At 66.5% G+C, this 14,338-nt stretch carries 14 protein-coding genes and 1 riboswitch; of the genes, 7 read left to right on the top strand and 7 right to left on the bottom strand.

Going from position 1 to position 14,338, the window contains the following annotated elements; genetic code table 11:
* From ACQR1E_RS32465 to ACQR1E_RS32455, 3 genes are all read left to right on the top strand, one after another.
* A partial coding sequence (locus tag ACQR1E_RS32465; protein ID WP_434898031.1) for a hypothetical protein occupies window positions 1-686 on the top strand: 686 nt, incomplete at its 5' end.
* A gap of 114 nt (window positions 687-800) precedes the next feature.
* Window positions 801-1,031 carry a hypothetical protein gene (locus ACQR1E_RS32460; RefSeq protein WP_315718098.1) on the top strand — a complete coding sequence of 77 codons (231 nt, stop codon included), beginning with the start codon at window positions 801-803 and terminating at the stop codon, window positions 1,029-1,031.
* 53 nt (window positions 1,032-1,084) lie between these two features.
* Window positions 1,085-3,127, top strand: a complete 2,043-nt coding sequence (locus ACQR1E_RS32455) for a S8 family serine peptidase (protein ID WP_316176005.1) — start codon at window positions 1,085-1,087, stop codon at window positions 3,125-3,127.
* Between the two features lie 709 nt (window positions 3,128-3,836).
* On the opposite strand, the gene metW is transcribed toward ACQR1E_RS32455, so the two are convergent.
* Both metW and metX read right to left on the bottom strand, forming a co-directional pair.
* Entirely contained in the window at window positions 3,837-4,502 is a 666-nt protein-coding gene (gene metW, locus ACQR1E_RS32450; protein WP_315718100.1) for a methionine biosynthesis protein MetW, read from the bottom strand.
* Between the two features lie 3 nt (window positions 4,503-4,505).
* Window positions 4,506-5,720 carry a homoserine O-acetyltransferase MetX gene (gene metX, locus ACQR1E_RS32445; RefSeq protein WP_315753818.1) on the bottom strand — a complete coding sequence of 405 codons (1,215 nt, stop codon included), beginning with the start codon at window positions 5,718-5,720 and terminating at the stop codon, window positions 4,506-4,508.
* A 91-nt stretch (window positions 5,721-5,811) separates the two neighbouring features.
* Window positions 5,812-5,891, bottom strand: a riboswitch (SAM riboswitch).
* Window positions 5,892-6,088: 197 nt separating this feature from the next.
* On the opposite strand from metX, the gene ACQR1E_RS32440 reads away from it, so the two are divergent.
* Genes ACQR1E_RS32440 through ACQR1E_RS32430 form a run of 3 tightly spaced genes read left to right on the top strand, consistent with a single transcriptional unit; the run spans window position 6,089 to window position 8,989 of the window.
* A complete protein-coding gene (locus ACQR1E_RS32440; protein ID WP_315718102.1) occupies window positions 6,089-6,922 on the top strand; it encodes a chorismate mutase in 834 nt (277 codons plus the stop codon).
* Window positions 6,923-6,959: 37 nt separating this feature from the next.
* Window positions 6,960-8,057, top strand: a complete 1,098-nt coding sequence (hisC, locus tag ACQR1E_RS32435; RefSeq protein ID WP_315753822.1) for a histidinol-phosphate transaminase — start codon at window positions 6,960-6,962, stop codon at window positions 8,055-8,057.
* A complete protein-coding gene (locus tag ACQR1E_RS32430) occupies window positions 8,054-8,989 on the top strand; it encodes a prephenate/arogenate dehydrogenase family protein (protein ID WP_315753824.1) in 936 nt (311 codons plus the stop codon). The genes hisC and ACQR1E_RS32430 overlap by 4 nt, the downstream gene beginning before the upstream one ends.
* Before the next feature lie 2 nt (window positions 8,990-8,991).
* Here the strand turns inward: ACQR1E_RS32430 and ACQR1E_RS32425 are convergent, their stop codons facing one another.
* A complete protein-coding gene (locus ACQR1E_RS32425; RefSeq protein WP_316171789.1) occupies window positions 8,992-10,176 on the bottom strand; it encodes a DUF2125 domain-containing protein in 1,185 nt (394 codons plus the stop codon).
* Window positions 10,177-10,275: 99 nt separating this feature from the next.
* On the opposite strand from ACQR1E_RS32425, the gene ACQR1E_RS32420 reads away from it, so the two are divergent.
* Window positions 10,276-10,872: a gamma-glutamylcyclotransferase gene (locus ACQR1E_RS32420; RefSeq protein WP_409977989.1), complete on the top strand. Its 597-nt coding sequence runs from the start codon at window positions 10,276-10,278 to the stop codon at window positions 10,870-10,872.
* A 3-nt stretch (window positions 10,873-10,875) separates the two neighbouring features.
* Here the strand turns inward: ACQR1E_RS32420 and ACQR1E_RS32415 are convergent, their stop codons facing one another.
* From ACQR1E_RS32415 to ftsE, 4 genes are all read right to left on the bottom strand, one after another.
* The gene (locus tag ACQR1E_RS32415; RefSeq protein ID WP_434898030.1) at window positions 10,876-11,643 is read right to left on the bottom strand and encodes a lysophospholipid acyltransferase family protein; all 768 of its coding nucleotides are present in this window, start codon (window positions 11,641-11,643) and stop codon (window positions 10,876-10,878) included.
* A 12-nt stretch (window positions 11,644-11,655) separates the two neighbouring features.
* A complete protein-coding gene (locus ACQR1E_RS32410; protein WP_315718108.1) occupies window positions 11,656-12,369 on the bottom strand; it encodes a YdcF family protein in 714 nt (237 codons plus the stop codon).
* A 255-nt stretch (window positions 12,370-12,624) separates the two neighbouring features.
* Window positions 12,625-13,593 carry a cell division protein FtsX gene (locus ACQR1E_RS32405; protein WP_315718109.1) on the bottom strand — a complete coding sequence of 323 codons (969 nt, stop codon included), beginning with the start codon at window positions 13,591-13,593 and terminating at the stop codon, window positions 12,625-12,627.
* Window positions 13,586-14,245: a cell division ATP-binding protein FtsE gene (gene ftsE, locus ACQR1E_RS32400; RefSeq protein WP_006615648.1), complete on the bottom strand. Its 660-nt coding sequence runs from the start codon at window positions 14,243-14,245 to the stop codon at window positions 13,586-13,588. The genes ACQR1E_RS32405 and ftsE overlap by 8 nt, the downstream gene beginning before the upstream one ends.
* Window positions 14,246-14,338 lie beyond the last annotated feature (93 nt).

Here is a 14,338-nt window from a genome sequence, read left to right as displayed (position 1 = left end):
CGGCGCAGCCGACCGACATGGAGCTGCAGGGCTTCTGGAGCGTGCTCAAGAAGATCGGTCAGGGCGTCCAGACCGGCCTCAACGTCGGCCACAACCTCGGCATCTTCAGCACCGGTCCGCAAGCGGCACCCGCAGCGGCGCAGCCGACCGACATGGAGCTGCAGGGCTTCTGGAGCGTGCTCAAGAAGATCGGTCAGGGCGTCCAGACCGGCCTCAACGTCGGCCACAACCTCGGCATCTTCAGCACCGGTCCGCAAGCGGCACCCGCAGCGGCGCAGCCGACCGACATGGAGCTGCAGGGCTTCTGGAGCGTGCTCAAGAAGATCGGTCAGGGCGTCCAGACCGGCCTCGACGTCGGCCACAACCTCGGCATCTTCAGCGCTGGCCAGCCGGGCCAGCAGGCGGCGGCCGCGCAGCCCACCGACATGGAGCTGCAGAGCTTCTGGAGCGTGCTCAAGAAGATCGGTCAGGGCGTCCAGACCGGCCTCAACGTCGGCCACGACCTCGGCATCTTCAGCGCCGGCCAGCCGGGCCAGCAGGCGGCGGCCGCGCAGCCGACCGACATGGAGCTGCAGGGCTTCTGGAGCGTGCTCAAGAAGATCGGACAGGGCGCGCAGACCGGCCTCAACATCGGGCACACGCTCGGCATCTTCAGCACCGGCCAGCCCGCAGGCACGATGCACTAGGACGGCGGATCTGAAGCAGCGACCCGCGCCATTCGCAACGCGGGTCCAAGCAAGCAAGGCGGTGGGCGCACGAACAGTCCGCCCACCGCCGACCTGACATGGAGGGAGCGACGCATGGCGGATCCGAACTCAGAGCAGGAATTCATCGTGCAAGGCGAGCCGGTCAAGTCCGGCCAGCTTGCTGATCATTTGAGCCGCGAGCCCGGCGTGAAACGCGTCGGTCAGGTCGCGCCCGACGTCGTCATCCTGTCGATGACGAAGAGCCAGGCCGACCGCCTCCGATCGACTTTCAGCACGATCGTGGTGGAGCCGAATGCTCCGCTGAAACCCTTTGGCGCCGGCTGACTTCAGCCGCGCCCCCCCGACGATGTCACGAGCGAGGATGAAGGAGCCCGCAAATGGCCGCACGAAGCAAACCTGAAATCTCGGATCCGAAGAAGGATGCGGCCGGCACGGCCGTCAACGGCACCGGAGCACGGCCCGGAGCGGAGCAGCCACCAGCCGAGGCCGTTGCCGCACCGCGGGCTACAACGCCGGCAGCCGCCGCTGCAGCCCCTGCCGCGCAAGGCACGGGCCGCAGCGACGGCGGCAAGGCGCCGCCGGCAGCGGGCCAACCCGTCGCAACGATCTCGCAGCGACGGGCGCAGTACATCCTGGCCCCGCGCCAGCAGACGGGGCTTGCGACCTTCAGCGCCGACTTCATCGTCCAGCAACTGACAAACACTCCCGACATCGACGTGGTGAAGACCATTCAGCCGCCACGGCTGCTCGGATTCCAGAGCGCCGACCCGGGGCAAGCCCCGCTCGGCCCGATGGTGCTGGCCCGCATGGCGCCCGACAAGGCCGAATTGCTGAAGGCCCAGGCCGGCGCACGGCTCGCGGTCGAGCGCGATGCGCCGCTCACCTACATGCTCGATCCGACCGTCCCGCAGGTGCCGGCGCCGCATCAGCTGCCCAATCCCGGCGTTCTCATTCCCTTGGCCGACGGGTTCTCGACGACGATCGAAGTGGTCGGCGAGAGCGGCCCGCTGCCGGAGGTGGAAGTGTACGTGTTCGGCAGCGTATGGCCGGTTCAGGGCGTCACCGACGCCAGCGGCCGCGTCACGCTCAAGATTCAGGGCGAGACGCCCGACACCATCCGCTCGATCCTGATCAAGCCGCGGGTCGATTACTGGACCTTCTGGCTCGATCGTCCGCAACTGACCCCCGACAGCGTGAACCGCATCGCCGCGAAGACGCTGGGCGCCTACCTGCGCGGCTTTCCCGGCCAGCAATTGCTGGGATGGGGCCAGCGCGCGATGGGCCTCGACCGCGTTCCCCTCGCCTACAATGGCGCAGGCGTGAAGATCGCGGTGATCGATTCCGGCGCAGCACCAACCCATCGCAATCTGCACGGCGTCACGATCGGCAAGAGCATCGTCGGCAATGATCCCGCGAGCTGGACCATCGATACGATTGGCCACGGCTCGCATTGCGCCGGGATCATCGCCGGCGGGCCTGTCGGCAGCGGCGGAGGCATTCGCGGCTTCGCTCCGGCGGCCGAAATCCATGTCTGCCGGATCTTCCCGGGGGGCCGGTTCAGCGATCTCGTCTCGGCGCTCGACTACTGCATGGAGAACGGCATCGACGTCGCCAACATGAGCCTGGGCGGCGGCGAGCCGTCGCAGATCATCGAGGAGCGGATTCTGCGGGCCAAGCAGATGGGCCTCGCCTGTATCGTCGCCGCGGGAAATTCGTCGGGGCCGGTCCAGTTTCCCGGCTCGACGCCGCATTGCCTGTCGGTCGCCGCGATGGGCAAATGGGGCGAGTTTCCCGAGGACAGCTTCCACGCCCAGCAGGCGCTGGATGGCTTCCGCAGCAGCGACGGATATTTTCCGGCCAAGTTCAGTTGCTTCGGGCCGGAGATCGACGTCTGCGCGCCGGGCGTCGGCATCGTGTCCTCGCTGCCGGCGGATGGCTTCGGCGCCTGGGACGGCACCTCGATGGCGACGCCGCACGTCACCGGTCTCGCCGCGCTCGTGCTGGCGCATCATCCCGACTTCAAGGGCCAGTTCGCGACGCGCGACGCGCGGCGTGTCGAGCGGCTGTTCCAGATCCTGAAGGAGACATCGACGCCGCTGCAATTCGGCGATCCCAATCGCGCGGGAGCCGGGCTGCCGAATGCGATGCGCGCCCTCGGCCTGGAGGCGAGCGTGGCCTCCGCGCCCGCGTCCGATCCCTCGCTCGACGTGCTCCGTCGCCTGTTGGGACTGGCGCGCGGCGCGCCGAACGCCGCGACGTCTCCGACGCTGGCGCCGCAGGCGCCGAATGGCAAGCTCAACGGATCCGGTTCGGTTGCCCGGGGCCCGGCAACGACCACCGGCGAGTGGTCCAGCCCGGCGGTCGGTGATCCCAGTCCGGCGCAAATCCGCGACATCATGCACAAGGTCGGCTTGCTGTAGATTGCCGGCCCAGCCACAGCGACGAAGCGGCGTCGTTGCACGACGGGCAGTTTGCGCATGAGCGTCATGCGCGAATTGCCCGTCGTGTTAGTTCGTCGCACGTTTGGCACTTGCGCCGTCGGGCAAATCAGGCGCAGATTTCCGCGCGTCCCGCCTCGCAGCAAGAGGGGCGTATCGCGGTCGTCACGAACGCTGAGTGTGGGATGCGATGGGCGTGTCGGATTGCGCGTGGGGCTTACCTCGCGCGGACGAACAATTCCGATGCGCACGGTCAAGTCGCGCGGTCCTGGCATCCCGACGCTGATGCCAAGTTTGTTGTGGTGTTCTGCATCACTCGGACGACGGTGGCCAGAAAGCCCGGCGCACCGGGGAGAACGCGAAGCAGCCGTTCAACCATCGCGCAGGGAAGGCCGGGTGTTCCGGCTCGTACCTGTGGTTCCTGCCGCCTGCATTTTTTCCGCAGGCGGGCCATGGGTGCGGCCAGCATCCGGCCTTCCCTGCGCCTCTTCGTTATCGGAGGCAGGACTAATGCAAAGCTCGGGTGTAGACGCACCGCGGGAACGCAGCACTTTGTATCAACCGCTCTCGGCTCTTTGAAAAGTAAAAACCGCCAACCCCAAGCTCGTCATGGCCGGGCTTGTCCCGGCCATGACGTGGAGAGAGCGAGCCATCAACTTAGACCGCGCCCCGCTGCAGCAGCGAGCGCGCTCTACCGCCCCTTCTCCGCCCTGCTCAGCAGGAACACGCCCTGCTCGCCGAACATGTTCCAGAACCACCAGGGCATCGCGACGCGCAAGGGACGGCCGTAACTATCAAGCGCGACGGCGCGCTCCATCTTGACGCCGATCTCATCGCAGAGCTGCACGAAGTCCTTGATGGTGCAGAAATGGATGTTCGGCGTGTCGTACCAGGTGAAGGGCAGATTGTCGGTTCGCGGCATGTGGCCGCCGACGAGCAGTTGCAGGCGCAGCCGCCAGAAGCCGAAATTCGGAAAGGTGACGATGGCGCGACGGCCGATGCGCAGCAGATTCTCCAGCACGACCTTGGGCTGCCGCGTCGCCTGCAAGGTCTGCGACAGGATCACATAGTCGAACGCATCGTCGGGATAGTCGACGAGATCGGTGTCGGCGTCGCCCTGCACCACCGCGAGCCCCTTGGCGACGCAATGATTGACGCCCTCGCGCGACAGCTCGATGCCGCGGCCGTCGATGCCGCGGCTCTCCAGCAGCTGCAAGAGATCGCCGTCGCCGCAGCCGATGTCGAGCACCTTGGAGTCGCGCTCGACCATGCCGGCGACCAGCAGATGATCCGGCCGATAGGCCAGCACCTCGCCGCCGGAAAAGCCGTTCAGCGGCAACACGCCCTGCATGCTCATGGCTCAGCCTCCGTTCGCGGCGTTGAGGCCGCGCGCCTTGCCGGCGGAATCGAGAAAGGCGCTGGCGATCTCGAAGAACTCGGGGACGTCGAGCAGGAACGCGTCGTGCCCCTTGTCGGTCTCGATCTCCGCGAACGACACCCGCGCGCTGGAGGCATTGAGCGCATGCACCAGCGCCCGCGATTCCGCGGTCGGAAACAGCCAGTCGCTGGTGAAGGACACCACGCAGAAGCGGGTCTTGATGCCGCGGAACGCCGCCGCCAGCACGCCGTCATGATCGGCGGCGATGTCGAAATAGTCCATCGCCCGCGTCAGATAGAGATAGGAGTTGGCGTCGAAGCGCTCGACGAAGGACGAGCCCTGATAGCGCAGATAGCTCTCGACCTGGAAATCGGCGTCGAACGAGAACGTCGGCAGTTCGCGGTCCTGCATGCGGCGGCCGAACTTGCGATGCAGGGCGGCATCCGACAGATAAGTGATATGCGCGGCCATCCGTGCCACCGCGAGGCCGCGATGCGGATGAGTGCCCTTGTCGCCGTAGCGGCCGTGGTCCCAGTCGGGATCGGCCATCACGGCCTGGCGGCCGAGCTCGTGGAAGGCGATGTTCTGCGCCGAATGCCGCGTCGCGCAGGCGATCGCGAGATTCGCGAACACGCGGGTGGGATAGGCCACCGTCCATTGCAGCGCCTGCATGCCGCCCATCGAGCCGCCGACCACGGCGAACAACGTGTCGATGCCGAGATGATCGATCAGCATGGCCTGAGCGCGCACCATGTCGGGGATGGTGATGATCGGGAAATCGAGCCCCCACACCTTGCCGGTGGCGGGATTCAGCGAGGCCGGGCCGGTCGAGCCCATGCAGCCGCCGATCACGTTCGAGCAGATGATGAAATAACGGCTCGGGTCGAGCGGGCGGCCAGGGCCGACCAGCGTCTCCCACCAGCCGGGCTTGCCGGTGACGGGATGGCGGTTGGCGACGTGCTGGTCGCCGGTCAGGGCGTGGCAGACCAGGACCGCGTTGGACCTGTCGGCGTTGAGTTCGCCATAGGTCTGGTAGGCGATCTGGAACGGCGACAGGTCGACGCCGCAATCGAGCCTGAGCGGCTTGTCAGCGCCGAACTGCGCGACCAGCGAGCTCGGATGATCGACCTCGTGCGAGCGCTCTTCGGGCGCAATCGTGCGCAGCGCGGAGGTGGGTTTCGGCGTCAGGCCTGTCATGTCTCTCACCCCGGCCATCCGGCAAGGGCTCCCGAACCACGTGACATATCAGGCCATGAAAAACCCGGCCTGAACTGGGGTTCGGCCGGGATCGATAACGTCCCCGGCCTGTTTAGCGAGTTTTTTAACGTGGCTGCAAGCCGGCCGGCTCAAATGACCACGGAACAGGCAGAAACTAGTCCCGCGGGCGCTCCGCGTCAAGGCAAGCTGGGGTTGACCGCCGATCGGGCGCCCCACGGCTGCAAACCAGCCAAGCCTAGGCGGCACAAGGTAAACTTGCTGTTGCGCGCGTCTCCCGCATCGGAGAGAACGACATCCGTTCCAGTCGGCCGCACGTTAACCGGTGGCCTGCGAAGAGTGACCAGCCCATGTCCAACCCGCCGCCTGCCCCGCCTTCGCTTGCCGATTTGCGCAAGGAGATCGACGCGATCGACGAGCAGGTCCATCAGCTCCTGATGAACAGGGCCGACATCATCGACCGGCTGATCAAGGTCAAGAAGACCCAGGAGGTCGGCTCGGCATTCCGGCCGGCGCGAGAGGCCGACATGATGCGGCGCCTGGTGCAGCGCCATCGCGGCATCCTGCCGCTCGACACCGTCGAGGGCATCTGGCGCGTGATCGTCTCGACGTTCACTTACGTGCAGGCGCCGTTCTCGGTGCACGCCGACGTGTCGGTCGGCGAATCCGCGATGCGCGATTCCGCCAGGTTCCATTTCGGCTTCGTGGTGCCTTATGTCGCCCATTTCAGCGCCCAGGCCGCCGTCGAAGCCGTGGCGCGCTCGAAGGGCGATCTTGCGCTGGTGTCGACGACATCGGGGCATACGCCGTGGTGGATCACGCTCGAGCCCGTGGGCGCGCCGAAGATCATCGCCCGGATGCCGTTCATCGAGCGTGCCGACCATCCGGCGGCGCTGCCGGTGTTCGCGGTGTCGCGGGTCGCCGACGACGCGCTCGTGCTGGAGGTCGAGACCTGGAGCATCCGCGTCTCCGGCTGGAATGCGCAGGTGTCGCGCGCGCTGTCGCCGCTGGCCGACGTGGTCGCGGTGCCCGATACCGCCTTCGACGGCGCCGCGCTGCTGGTGTCGATCGAGGCGCCGTCGAACCTCGACAAGATCAAGGCTGCCCTAATCGCGGCGGGCGCCTCGGTCCGCTCGACGGCCCTCGTCGGCGGCCATGCGAAACGCTATACGGTTCCGAGCTGAGACGCCTCGCGCCAGTGATGATTTTCCGGAGTTGATGATGAACCGCCCCGTGCCGAACCCCGGCATCCTCGACATCGCGCCCTACACGCCGGGCAAGAGTCCCAAGCCGGAGCCTGGCCGCAAGGTTTTCAAGCTGTCGGCCAATGAGACCCCGTTTGGTCCCTCGCCGAGGGCGATCGAGGCGTTCAAGAGCGCGGCCACGCATCTGGAAGATTATCCGGAAGGGACCTCCCGGGTGCTGCGCGAGGCGATCGGCCGCACCTACGGCCTCGATCCCGACCGCATCGTCTGCGGCGCCGGCTCCGACGAGATCCTCAATCTGCTGGCACACACCTTTCTCGGCCAAGGCGACGAGGCGATCTCCACCGCGCACGGCTTCCTGGTCTATCCGATCGCGACCATGGCCTGCGGCGCCAGGAACGTGGTTGCCGCGGAGACGGAGTATCGCACCGATGTCGACGCCATCCTTGCCGCGGTGACGCCGCGCACCAAGCTGGTCTGGCTCGCCAACCCGAACAACCCGACCGGCACCTACATCCCGTTCGACGAGGTCAAGCGGCTGCGTGCCGGCCTGCCGTCGCATGTCGTGCTGGTGCTCGACGCCGCCTATGCCGACTACGTTTCGCGCAATGACTACGAGTTCGGGCTCGAGCTGGTGGCGACGACCGAGAACACGGTCGTCACTCATACCTTTTCCAAGATCCACGGCCTCGCGGCGCTCCGTGTCGGCTGGATGTTCGGCCCGGCGCACATCGTCGATGCGATCAACCGAATCCGTGGGCCGTTCAACGTCTCCTCGCCGGCGATGCTCGCCGCGGTCGCCGCGATCGAGGACACCGCGCATCAGCAGATGTCGAAGACGCACACGGAAACGTGGCGCAACTGGCTGACCGAGGAGATCGGCAAGCTCGGGCTGAAGGTGACGCCGAGCGTCACCAATTTCATCCTGATCCACTTCCCGACCGACAAGGGCAAGACCGCGGTCGAGGCCGACGCATTCCTGACCCGGCGCGGCCTCGTGCTGCGCGCGCTCGCCAACTACAAGCTGCCGAACGCGCTGCGCATGACGATCGGCACCGAGGAAGCCAATCGTCTGGTCGTGGAGGCTCTCAGCGAATTCATGAGGGCGAAATGAGCGTCGCGGGGCGGTTCGAACGCATCGCGCTGATCGGCTTCGGCCTGATCGGCGGCTCGATCGCGCGGGCGGCGCGGCTGCAGGGCGTGGCCGGCGAGATCGTCACCACCGCGCGCTCGGAAAAGACGCGCGCGCGCGTCGCCGAACTCGGCCTCGTCGACCGCGTCGTGGCGAGTAATGCGGAGGCGGTCAAGGATGCCGACCTCGTCATCCTCTGCATTCCCGTCGGCGCGTGCGGTCCGGTCGCGGCCGAGATCGCGCCGCATCTGAAGCCCGGAGCCATCGTCTCCGACGTCGGCTCCGTGAAGGGCGCCATCGTTCGCGACATGGCGCCACATCTGCCAGCGCATGTTCATTTCGTGCCGGCGCATCCGGTCGCCGGCACCGAGAATTCGGGACCGGATTCTGGTTTCGCCGAGCTGTTCATCAACCGCTGGTGCATCCTGACGCCACCCGACGGTGTAGATGCCGACGCGATCGATCGTCTCCGCGCGTTCTGGGCGGCGCTCGGCGCCAAGGTCGAGATCATGACGCCGGATCACCACGACCGCGTGCTCGCGATCACCAGCCATCTGCCGCATCTGATCGCCTACACCATCGTCGGCACCGCCGACGAGCTGGCGCAGGTGACGGAGTCCGAGGTGATCAAGTTCTCCGCCGGCGGCTTTCGCGATTTCACCCGCATCGCCGCCTCCGACCCGACGATGTGGCGCGACATCTTCCTGAGCAACAAGGATGCGGTGCTCGACATGCTCGGCACCTTCACCGAGGACCTCTCCAAGCTGACGCGGGCGATCCGCCGCGGCGACGGCGATGCGCTGTTCGATCACTTCACCCGCACCCGTGCGATCCGCCGCGGCATCGTCGATATCGGCCAGGATTCGGCGGCGCCGGACTTCGGCCGGCCGCTGCCGCAGTTGAAGAAGAGCTGAGGTCAGAACAGCGGCGGGACGCGGGCGACCTTGAACGGACCGAGCACGACGACGCCATCGGAGAAGCGCAACGGGAAGGTCCGCGCCTTGCGCCCTTCGAGGGTGGCCTCCTTGCCGAGCGCATTGATACCGAGCGCGACGCCGACATTGGCGTTCTGCTTGACGACCTTGCCGAGGCCGGGAATGGCGCGGTCGAGCGCACCGAGCAGGTTGTTGACGTCCTGCGACTTCACACCCGGCGCTACGCGATCGAGCGTCCCCTGCGGCACGCCGTTTTCGAGCATCTTGTCGAGACCGAGCGCCGGAATGACCTTTTCGATCCCGGCCACCGTCATTTGCACTTCGCCATCAATGCCGCCATTGGCGGTCAGGCTGAGCGTGCCCGACGCAACGGCCAGTAGCTCGCCCTGCTGGATGCGCGACTGGACGATCTCGACATGACCGCCCGCCGCCTGGATCTCGCGAAACCGCTCCGGCCAGGGTTTGGGCCGGAAGTCCTTGAGACCCGTGACGCGGGCCTGGATGTCGGTATTGAACGGTTCGGCAAGCAGAGGATGGCTGCCTTGGATGCTGCCGCTTTCGATCTGCAGCGCAGTCTCCAGCACCGGATGGTCGGACGGCGTGCCGTCGGCGAAGCGGCCGTGCAACTCGACGTGATCGGCGCGCGCGGCGGGCACGGCTGTCCCGCCCTCGATGCGGTCGATGGTCGGTTGTTCGAACACGAGGTCGGCGCGCTGTGGCGGCCCTGGCAGGCCGCGGACACTGGCCTCGCCGACGCGCCAGTTCGCGGAGAACGAGGTCGGTCCGCGCCCATCAGCAATCGTCGCGGGTCCCTTGAACTCCGCGATGAGCCGCTTCGGGTCCCACACCTGGGCGACGACGAGGATCTCGTCGAGCTTGGCATTCATCAAAGGCGTGCCGGCGGCCTGCGAGAACAGGTCCACGCTCGGATCCGTGCAGCGGACCTCGAGCCGGAACGGGAAGCCCGCGACCGAGCGCTTCGCGCAGTCATAGACGCGTCCCGATTTTGCTTCGCGCGCACGCCAAGCGTCGGCCTGGACATCCACTTGCGAAGCGGCGAAGAACCAGAATGCGCTCCACGCAACAGCGGCGATCAGGAGCAGAACGGGAGCTATGAAGAGCCCCCAACGAGAGCGCCTGCGGCGCGCTTGCGGCAAACGAGACATGCAGGACACCCTTTGGGCAGCAATTTTGGCAATTCGGCGATCACGGATTGTGTATCTAAATTAACAATTCGCGAGCATCACACTTAGGCTTCCGCATTGATGTCCGCAATGACCCTCTCCGAACGCGACCTTCCCCACGGCGACCTCTGGGTCTTCGGCTACGGCTCGCTGATGTGGCGGCCCGGATTCGCTTTTCTCGAGCAGGTGCCGGCGCGGCTGATCGGCGAGCATCGCGCGCTCTGTGTGTATTCGTTCGTCCACCGCGGAACGCCGGAGAAGCCGGGCCTCGTGCTCGGTCTCGATCGCGGCGGCGCGTGTCGCGGCATTGCGTTCCGGGTGGCAGCAGACAAGCGCGACGAGACCATCGCCTATTTGCGGGCGCGTGAGCAGGTAACCTCGGTATATCGCGAAGTGACGCGCTCGGTTTGGCTTGAAAACGACGCGCGCGAGCGGGTGAGCGCGCTGGTCTACGTGGTCGATCGCGGCCACGTGCAATATGCAGGCCGGCTGTCGCCACAGGAGCAGTTGCGCCATGTGCGCCAGGGTCACGGCCAGTCCGGCGCCAATCGCGACTACGTGATCTCGACCGTGAAGGCGATCGAGGCGCAGGGCTTTCGCGACGCGCAGTTGCATCGGCTGGCGACGATGCTGCACGATGACGGCCACTCGCTGCATCCTGCGCCAAGCAAGACATAGCCCTCAAGCCTTCACCGGCGCCGGCACCCGGCCAAACAACTGCGCCTGTTCCGCCTGCCCCGCGGCGACGAGCCGGCCGGTCGCCTCTTCGATGACGCTCTGAATCCGCGCCATGAACTCATCGCGCGGCAGGCCAGGCGGCAGCGGATCGAGAAACTCCACGACGAGCGTGCCCGGATAGCGCAGAAATGTGCGGCGTGGCCAAAACAGACCCGAATTCAGGGCCACCGGCAGGCAGAGTACGCCGCAATCCGTGTAGATCAGGCCGACCCCGCCCTTGTAGTCGGGCGGTGCGCCCGCCGGACGCCGGGTGCCTTCCGGGAAGATCACAAACTGACGGCCGTGCTTCACCTCCTCCGCCGCCCGCCGCATCACCTGCTTCAACGCGCGGGCGCCGGAGCTGCGGTCGATCGCGATCATGTCCGCCTTGACGAGATACTGTCCGAACAGGGGAATCCGCAGCAGCTCGCGCTTGAGAACGAAGAACGGCGCATCGAAGAAATGCAGCAGCGAGATCGTCTCCCACATCGACTGATGCTTGGCGGCGACGATCAGCGGCCCCTTCGGGATCTTCTCGACGCCGCGATATTCGACGCGGATGTTGCAGACGACGCGCATCAACAAGATGTTACTCTGCGCCCACCAGTTTGCGACGCGCAGCAGCGCCTTGCGGGGCATAGCCAGGGTCGGCAACGCGATCAGCGCCCAGAGCACGAAGTTCGGGTAGAACAGGATGTTGAACAGCAGCGAACGCAGGAAGATCGAGACCATCAGAAACCCAGTTCAATTGGCTTGCGCCGTCGTCGGTCGGCGCGACACCGAGCCGGTTGGCGGATCGAACTCAGGCGCGAGATCGAGGCCGAGATCGGCCAGCCGCAGCCGCATCTCGGCGGCGACATATTTGGCATATTCGGACAGCAGAAGCCGCACCGTCGGCGCGCTGGTCCACCACGGCTCGTCGCGCCATTTCTCGCCAACGACCGCATAGGGAATGAGATCCATGCTCGGCATCGCATGCGACAGTTCGACGATGGCCCGCGGCATGTGATAGTTCGACGTCACGACGATCAGCGACTTGAAGCCGCGCTCGCTCGCCCATCGCCGCGTCTGCGCAGCGTTGCTGCGGGTGTTGATCGCCGAATAATCCAGATCGACGCAGCAGTTGATGAATGATCGCGCCTCGGGCAGTGACCGGGTGATGTCGCTGGCCTCGTTGGTCGGGTGCACACCGGAGATCAGCAGCCGCCGGCCATAGCCTCCCGCCAGGAGTTCCACCGCGTCCGATACGCGTGACGAGCCGCCGGTCAGGACCACGATTCCGTCCGCCTTGCGCTCGGGCTGGATCTCGGCGCCCCGCAATTGCGAGAGGAAGCCGACGAAGCCGACCGCCGCGACGAAGAAGCCGACCCCGAGCGTCGCCACGGCGCCCGCGAGCGTCCGCCACACCGCCACGGTGAGCGGCAGCTTTCGCCTGCTATGGTCAGTCTCCGGCTCCATGCAACGCCTGGCTTGTCCTTGCCTGCCTGCGCGCGGCGCCATGCCGTCGCGCGATCCCGTCGTTCAAGTCCGGGAACGCAGGCAGGTTTCGCCGGCCTCCCGATCACGTTCGCTCGCCGCCGATCCTGGCGCGCGACCTCCGCCGTGTTCGTGACCCAGCTCACCCCGTCCTGCCTCACCCCGGCGCAGACGATTTTAGGCGGTTTTCGGGCCAAGTGAAATCCGCAACGAGACGGCTGGGGATAGAAGCCGCCATCAGTCGATGCTCGCCAGCGTCGTGAACAGGGTGCGGCGTGCGGCCCAGCCGGTCACCGCGGCGATCACGATGGCCTGCAGCGCGATCGCGACATAGCCGAGCGGGCGCAGCGAGAATGTCCCCAGCAACGCCGCGAACTGATCGCCGACGGGAGTGCCGGAGAACCAGTTGGCGATCGACTCCGAGAACCCGAATCCGAGCATCGCAAGGCCGCCGCCGATCACGCCCCCCTCCAGTCCGAGCTGCAGAAAATGCCGCAGGAAGTGGTTGGCGATGTAGCGATCGCCGGCGCCGACGAAATGCAGCACCTCGACGATCGGCCGGTTCGCGGCCATCGCGCCGCGGGTCGCGAACGACACCGAGATGATGGTGGCCGCGATCACCAGCAGCAGAATGCCGAAGCCTGCGAAAAGCGTCGCGCCGGTCATCGAGCGCATGCGCTCGATCCAGGCGCGGTGGTCATCCACGCTGGCGGTCGGCGCAACCTGGGTCACGCGGCTGCGGAGCGCGTTGAGGTCGAAGCTGGTGCCGGGCTGGACGCGCGCGATGATGACGCGCGGCACCGGAAGCTCGTCGAACGACAGGCCGCTGCCGAGCCACGGCTCCAGCAGCTTGCTGGATTCCTCCTTGGTGAACGGCCGGACCTCCACGATTCCGGACTGCGCCCGCATCGCCTCCGTCACCAGGGCAATGTCGCGCTCGATGTCCCGTCCGGTCTTGGGGCGAACCTGGACGGTGATCTCGCTCGACACCTCCGACTGCCACTCGGCCGCGGACTCGCTGACCAGCAGCACGCCGCCGGTCGTGATCGAGGCCAGGAAGGTCATGATCGCCACCACGGCGACCAGCGCGCGGCCGGCGATCGAGGCCCGCGGCACGATCGGCGACACGATGCGGGCCTGCGCTGGCAGTTGCGGGCGGTCGTCGCCGAGATCGACCAGGAGGCCGCGATCGTCTACGCTACTCATAGATGTGCAATCGTCCCTGATGCAGCACCAGCCGGCGGGCCTCGTATTGGTCCATCAGCGTGATGTCATGGGTTGCGATGATGACCGCCGTCCCCGAGCGGTTCAATTCGATGAACAGCCGCAGCAGGCGGCGCCCGAGCGTCGGATCGACGTTGCCGGTCGGCTCGTCCGCGAGCAGCAGTTGCGGCCGCGAGATCACGGCGCGCGCGATCGCCGCGCGCTGCTTCTCACCACCCGACAGGATCGGCGGCAGCGCGTCCATGCGCTCGCCAAGGCCGACCCATTTCAGGAGGTCGATGACCTCCTTGCGGTAGCTCGATTCATCCCGCCCCATGACGCGAAACGGCAGCGCCACGTTCTCGTAGGTCGTCATGTGATCGAGCAGCCGGAAGTCCTGCAGCACGATGCCGATGCGCTTGCGCAGATCGGCGATCTCCTCTTTGCTGAGCAGCGAGATATCGTAGCCGAACAGATTGACCAGGCCGCGGGTCGGCCGCAGCGACAGAAACAACAGCTTGAGCAGCGAGGTCTTGCCCGCGCCCGACGGGCCGGTGAGGAACTGGAAGGAATGGGCCGGAATCTGGAAACTGAGGTCACGGAGAATCTCCGGCCCCAATCCATAGCGCAGCCCAACATTTTCGAACCGAACCAAAGCGTCAGCTCCGTTCGACCGCGTGCGCGGCAGACCCGCACGCTCCAAGCTCAGCGGTACGATGGCCCGATTGAGCGCCCGTTATGGTTTCCG

The sequence above is a fragment of the Bradyrhizobium sp. HKCCYLRH1030 genome, assembly GCF_051168395.1.
Taxonomy (GTDB): domain Bacteria; phylum Pseudomonadota; class Alphaproteobacteria; order Rhizobiales; family Xanthobacteraceae; genus Bradyrhizobium.
This window is presented reverse-complemented; position numbering and strand designations above follow the sequence as displayed.

What these genes read in the sequence shown, in the direction of transcription:
- ACQR1E_RS32460 (WP_315718098.1), top strand. Translation starts at nt 801, where the DNA reads ATGGCGGATCCGAACTCAGAGCAGGAATTCATCGTGCAAGGCGAGCCG.
- ACQR1E_RS32415 (WP_434898030.1), bottom strand. Translation starts at nt 11,643, where the DNA reads ATGGTCTCGATCTTCCTGCGTTCGCTGCTGTTCAACATCCTGTTCTAC.
- ACQR1E_RS32405 (WP_315718109.1), bottom strand. Translation starts at nt 13,593, where the DNA reads ATGAGTAGCGTAGACGATCGCGGCCTCCTGGTCGATCTCGGCGACGAC.
- ACQR1E_RS32440 (WP_315718102.1), top strand. Translation starts at nt 6,089, where the DNA reads ATGTCCAACCCGCCGCCTGCCCCGCCTTCGCTTGCCGATTTGCGCAAG.
- ACQR1E_RS32420 (WP_409977989.1), top strand. Translation starts at nt 10,276, where the DNA reads ATGTCCGCAATGACCCTCTCCGAACGCGACCTTCCCCACGGCGACCTC.
- ACQR1E_RS32430 (WP_315753824.1), top strand. Translation starts at nt 8,054, where the DNA reads ATGAGCGTCGCGGGGCGGTTCGAACGCATCGCGCTGATCGGCTTCGGC.
- metX (WP_315753818.1), bottom strand. Translation starts at nt 5,720, where the DNA reads ATGACAGGCCTGACGCCGAAACCCACCTCCGCGCTGCGCACGATTGCG.
- metW (WP_315718100.1), bottom strand. Translation starts at nt 4,502, where the DNA reads ATGAGCATGCAGGGCGTGTTGCCGCTGAACGGCTTTTCCGGCGGCGAG.
- ACQR1E_RS32425 (WP_316171789.1), bottom strand. Translation starts at nt 10,176, where the DNA reads ATGTCTCGTTTGCCGCAAGCGCGCCGCAGGCGCTCTCGTTGGGGGCTC.
- hisC (WP_315753822.1), top strand. Translation starts at nt 6,960, where the DNA reads ATGAACCGCCCCGTGCCGAACCCCGGCATCCTCGACATCGCGCCCTAC.
- ACQR1E_RS32410 (WP_315718108.1), bottom strand. Translation starts at nt 12,369, where the DNA reads ATGGAGCCGGAGACTGACCATAGCAGGCGAAAGCTGCCGCTCACCGTG.
- ACQR1E_RS32455 (WP_316176005.1), top strand. Translation starts at nt 1,085, where the DNA reads ATGGCCGCACGAAGCAAACCTGAAATCTCGGATCCGAAGAAGGATGCG.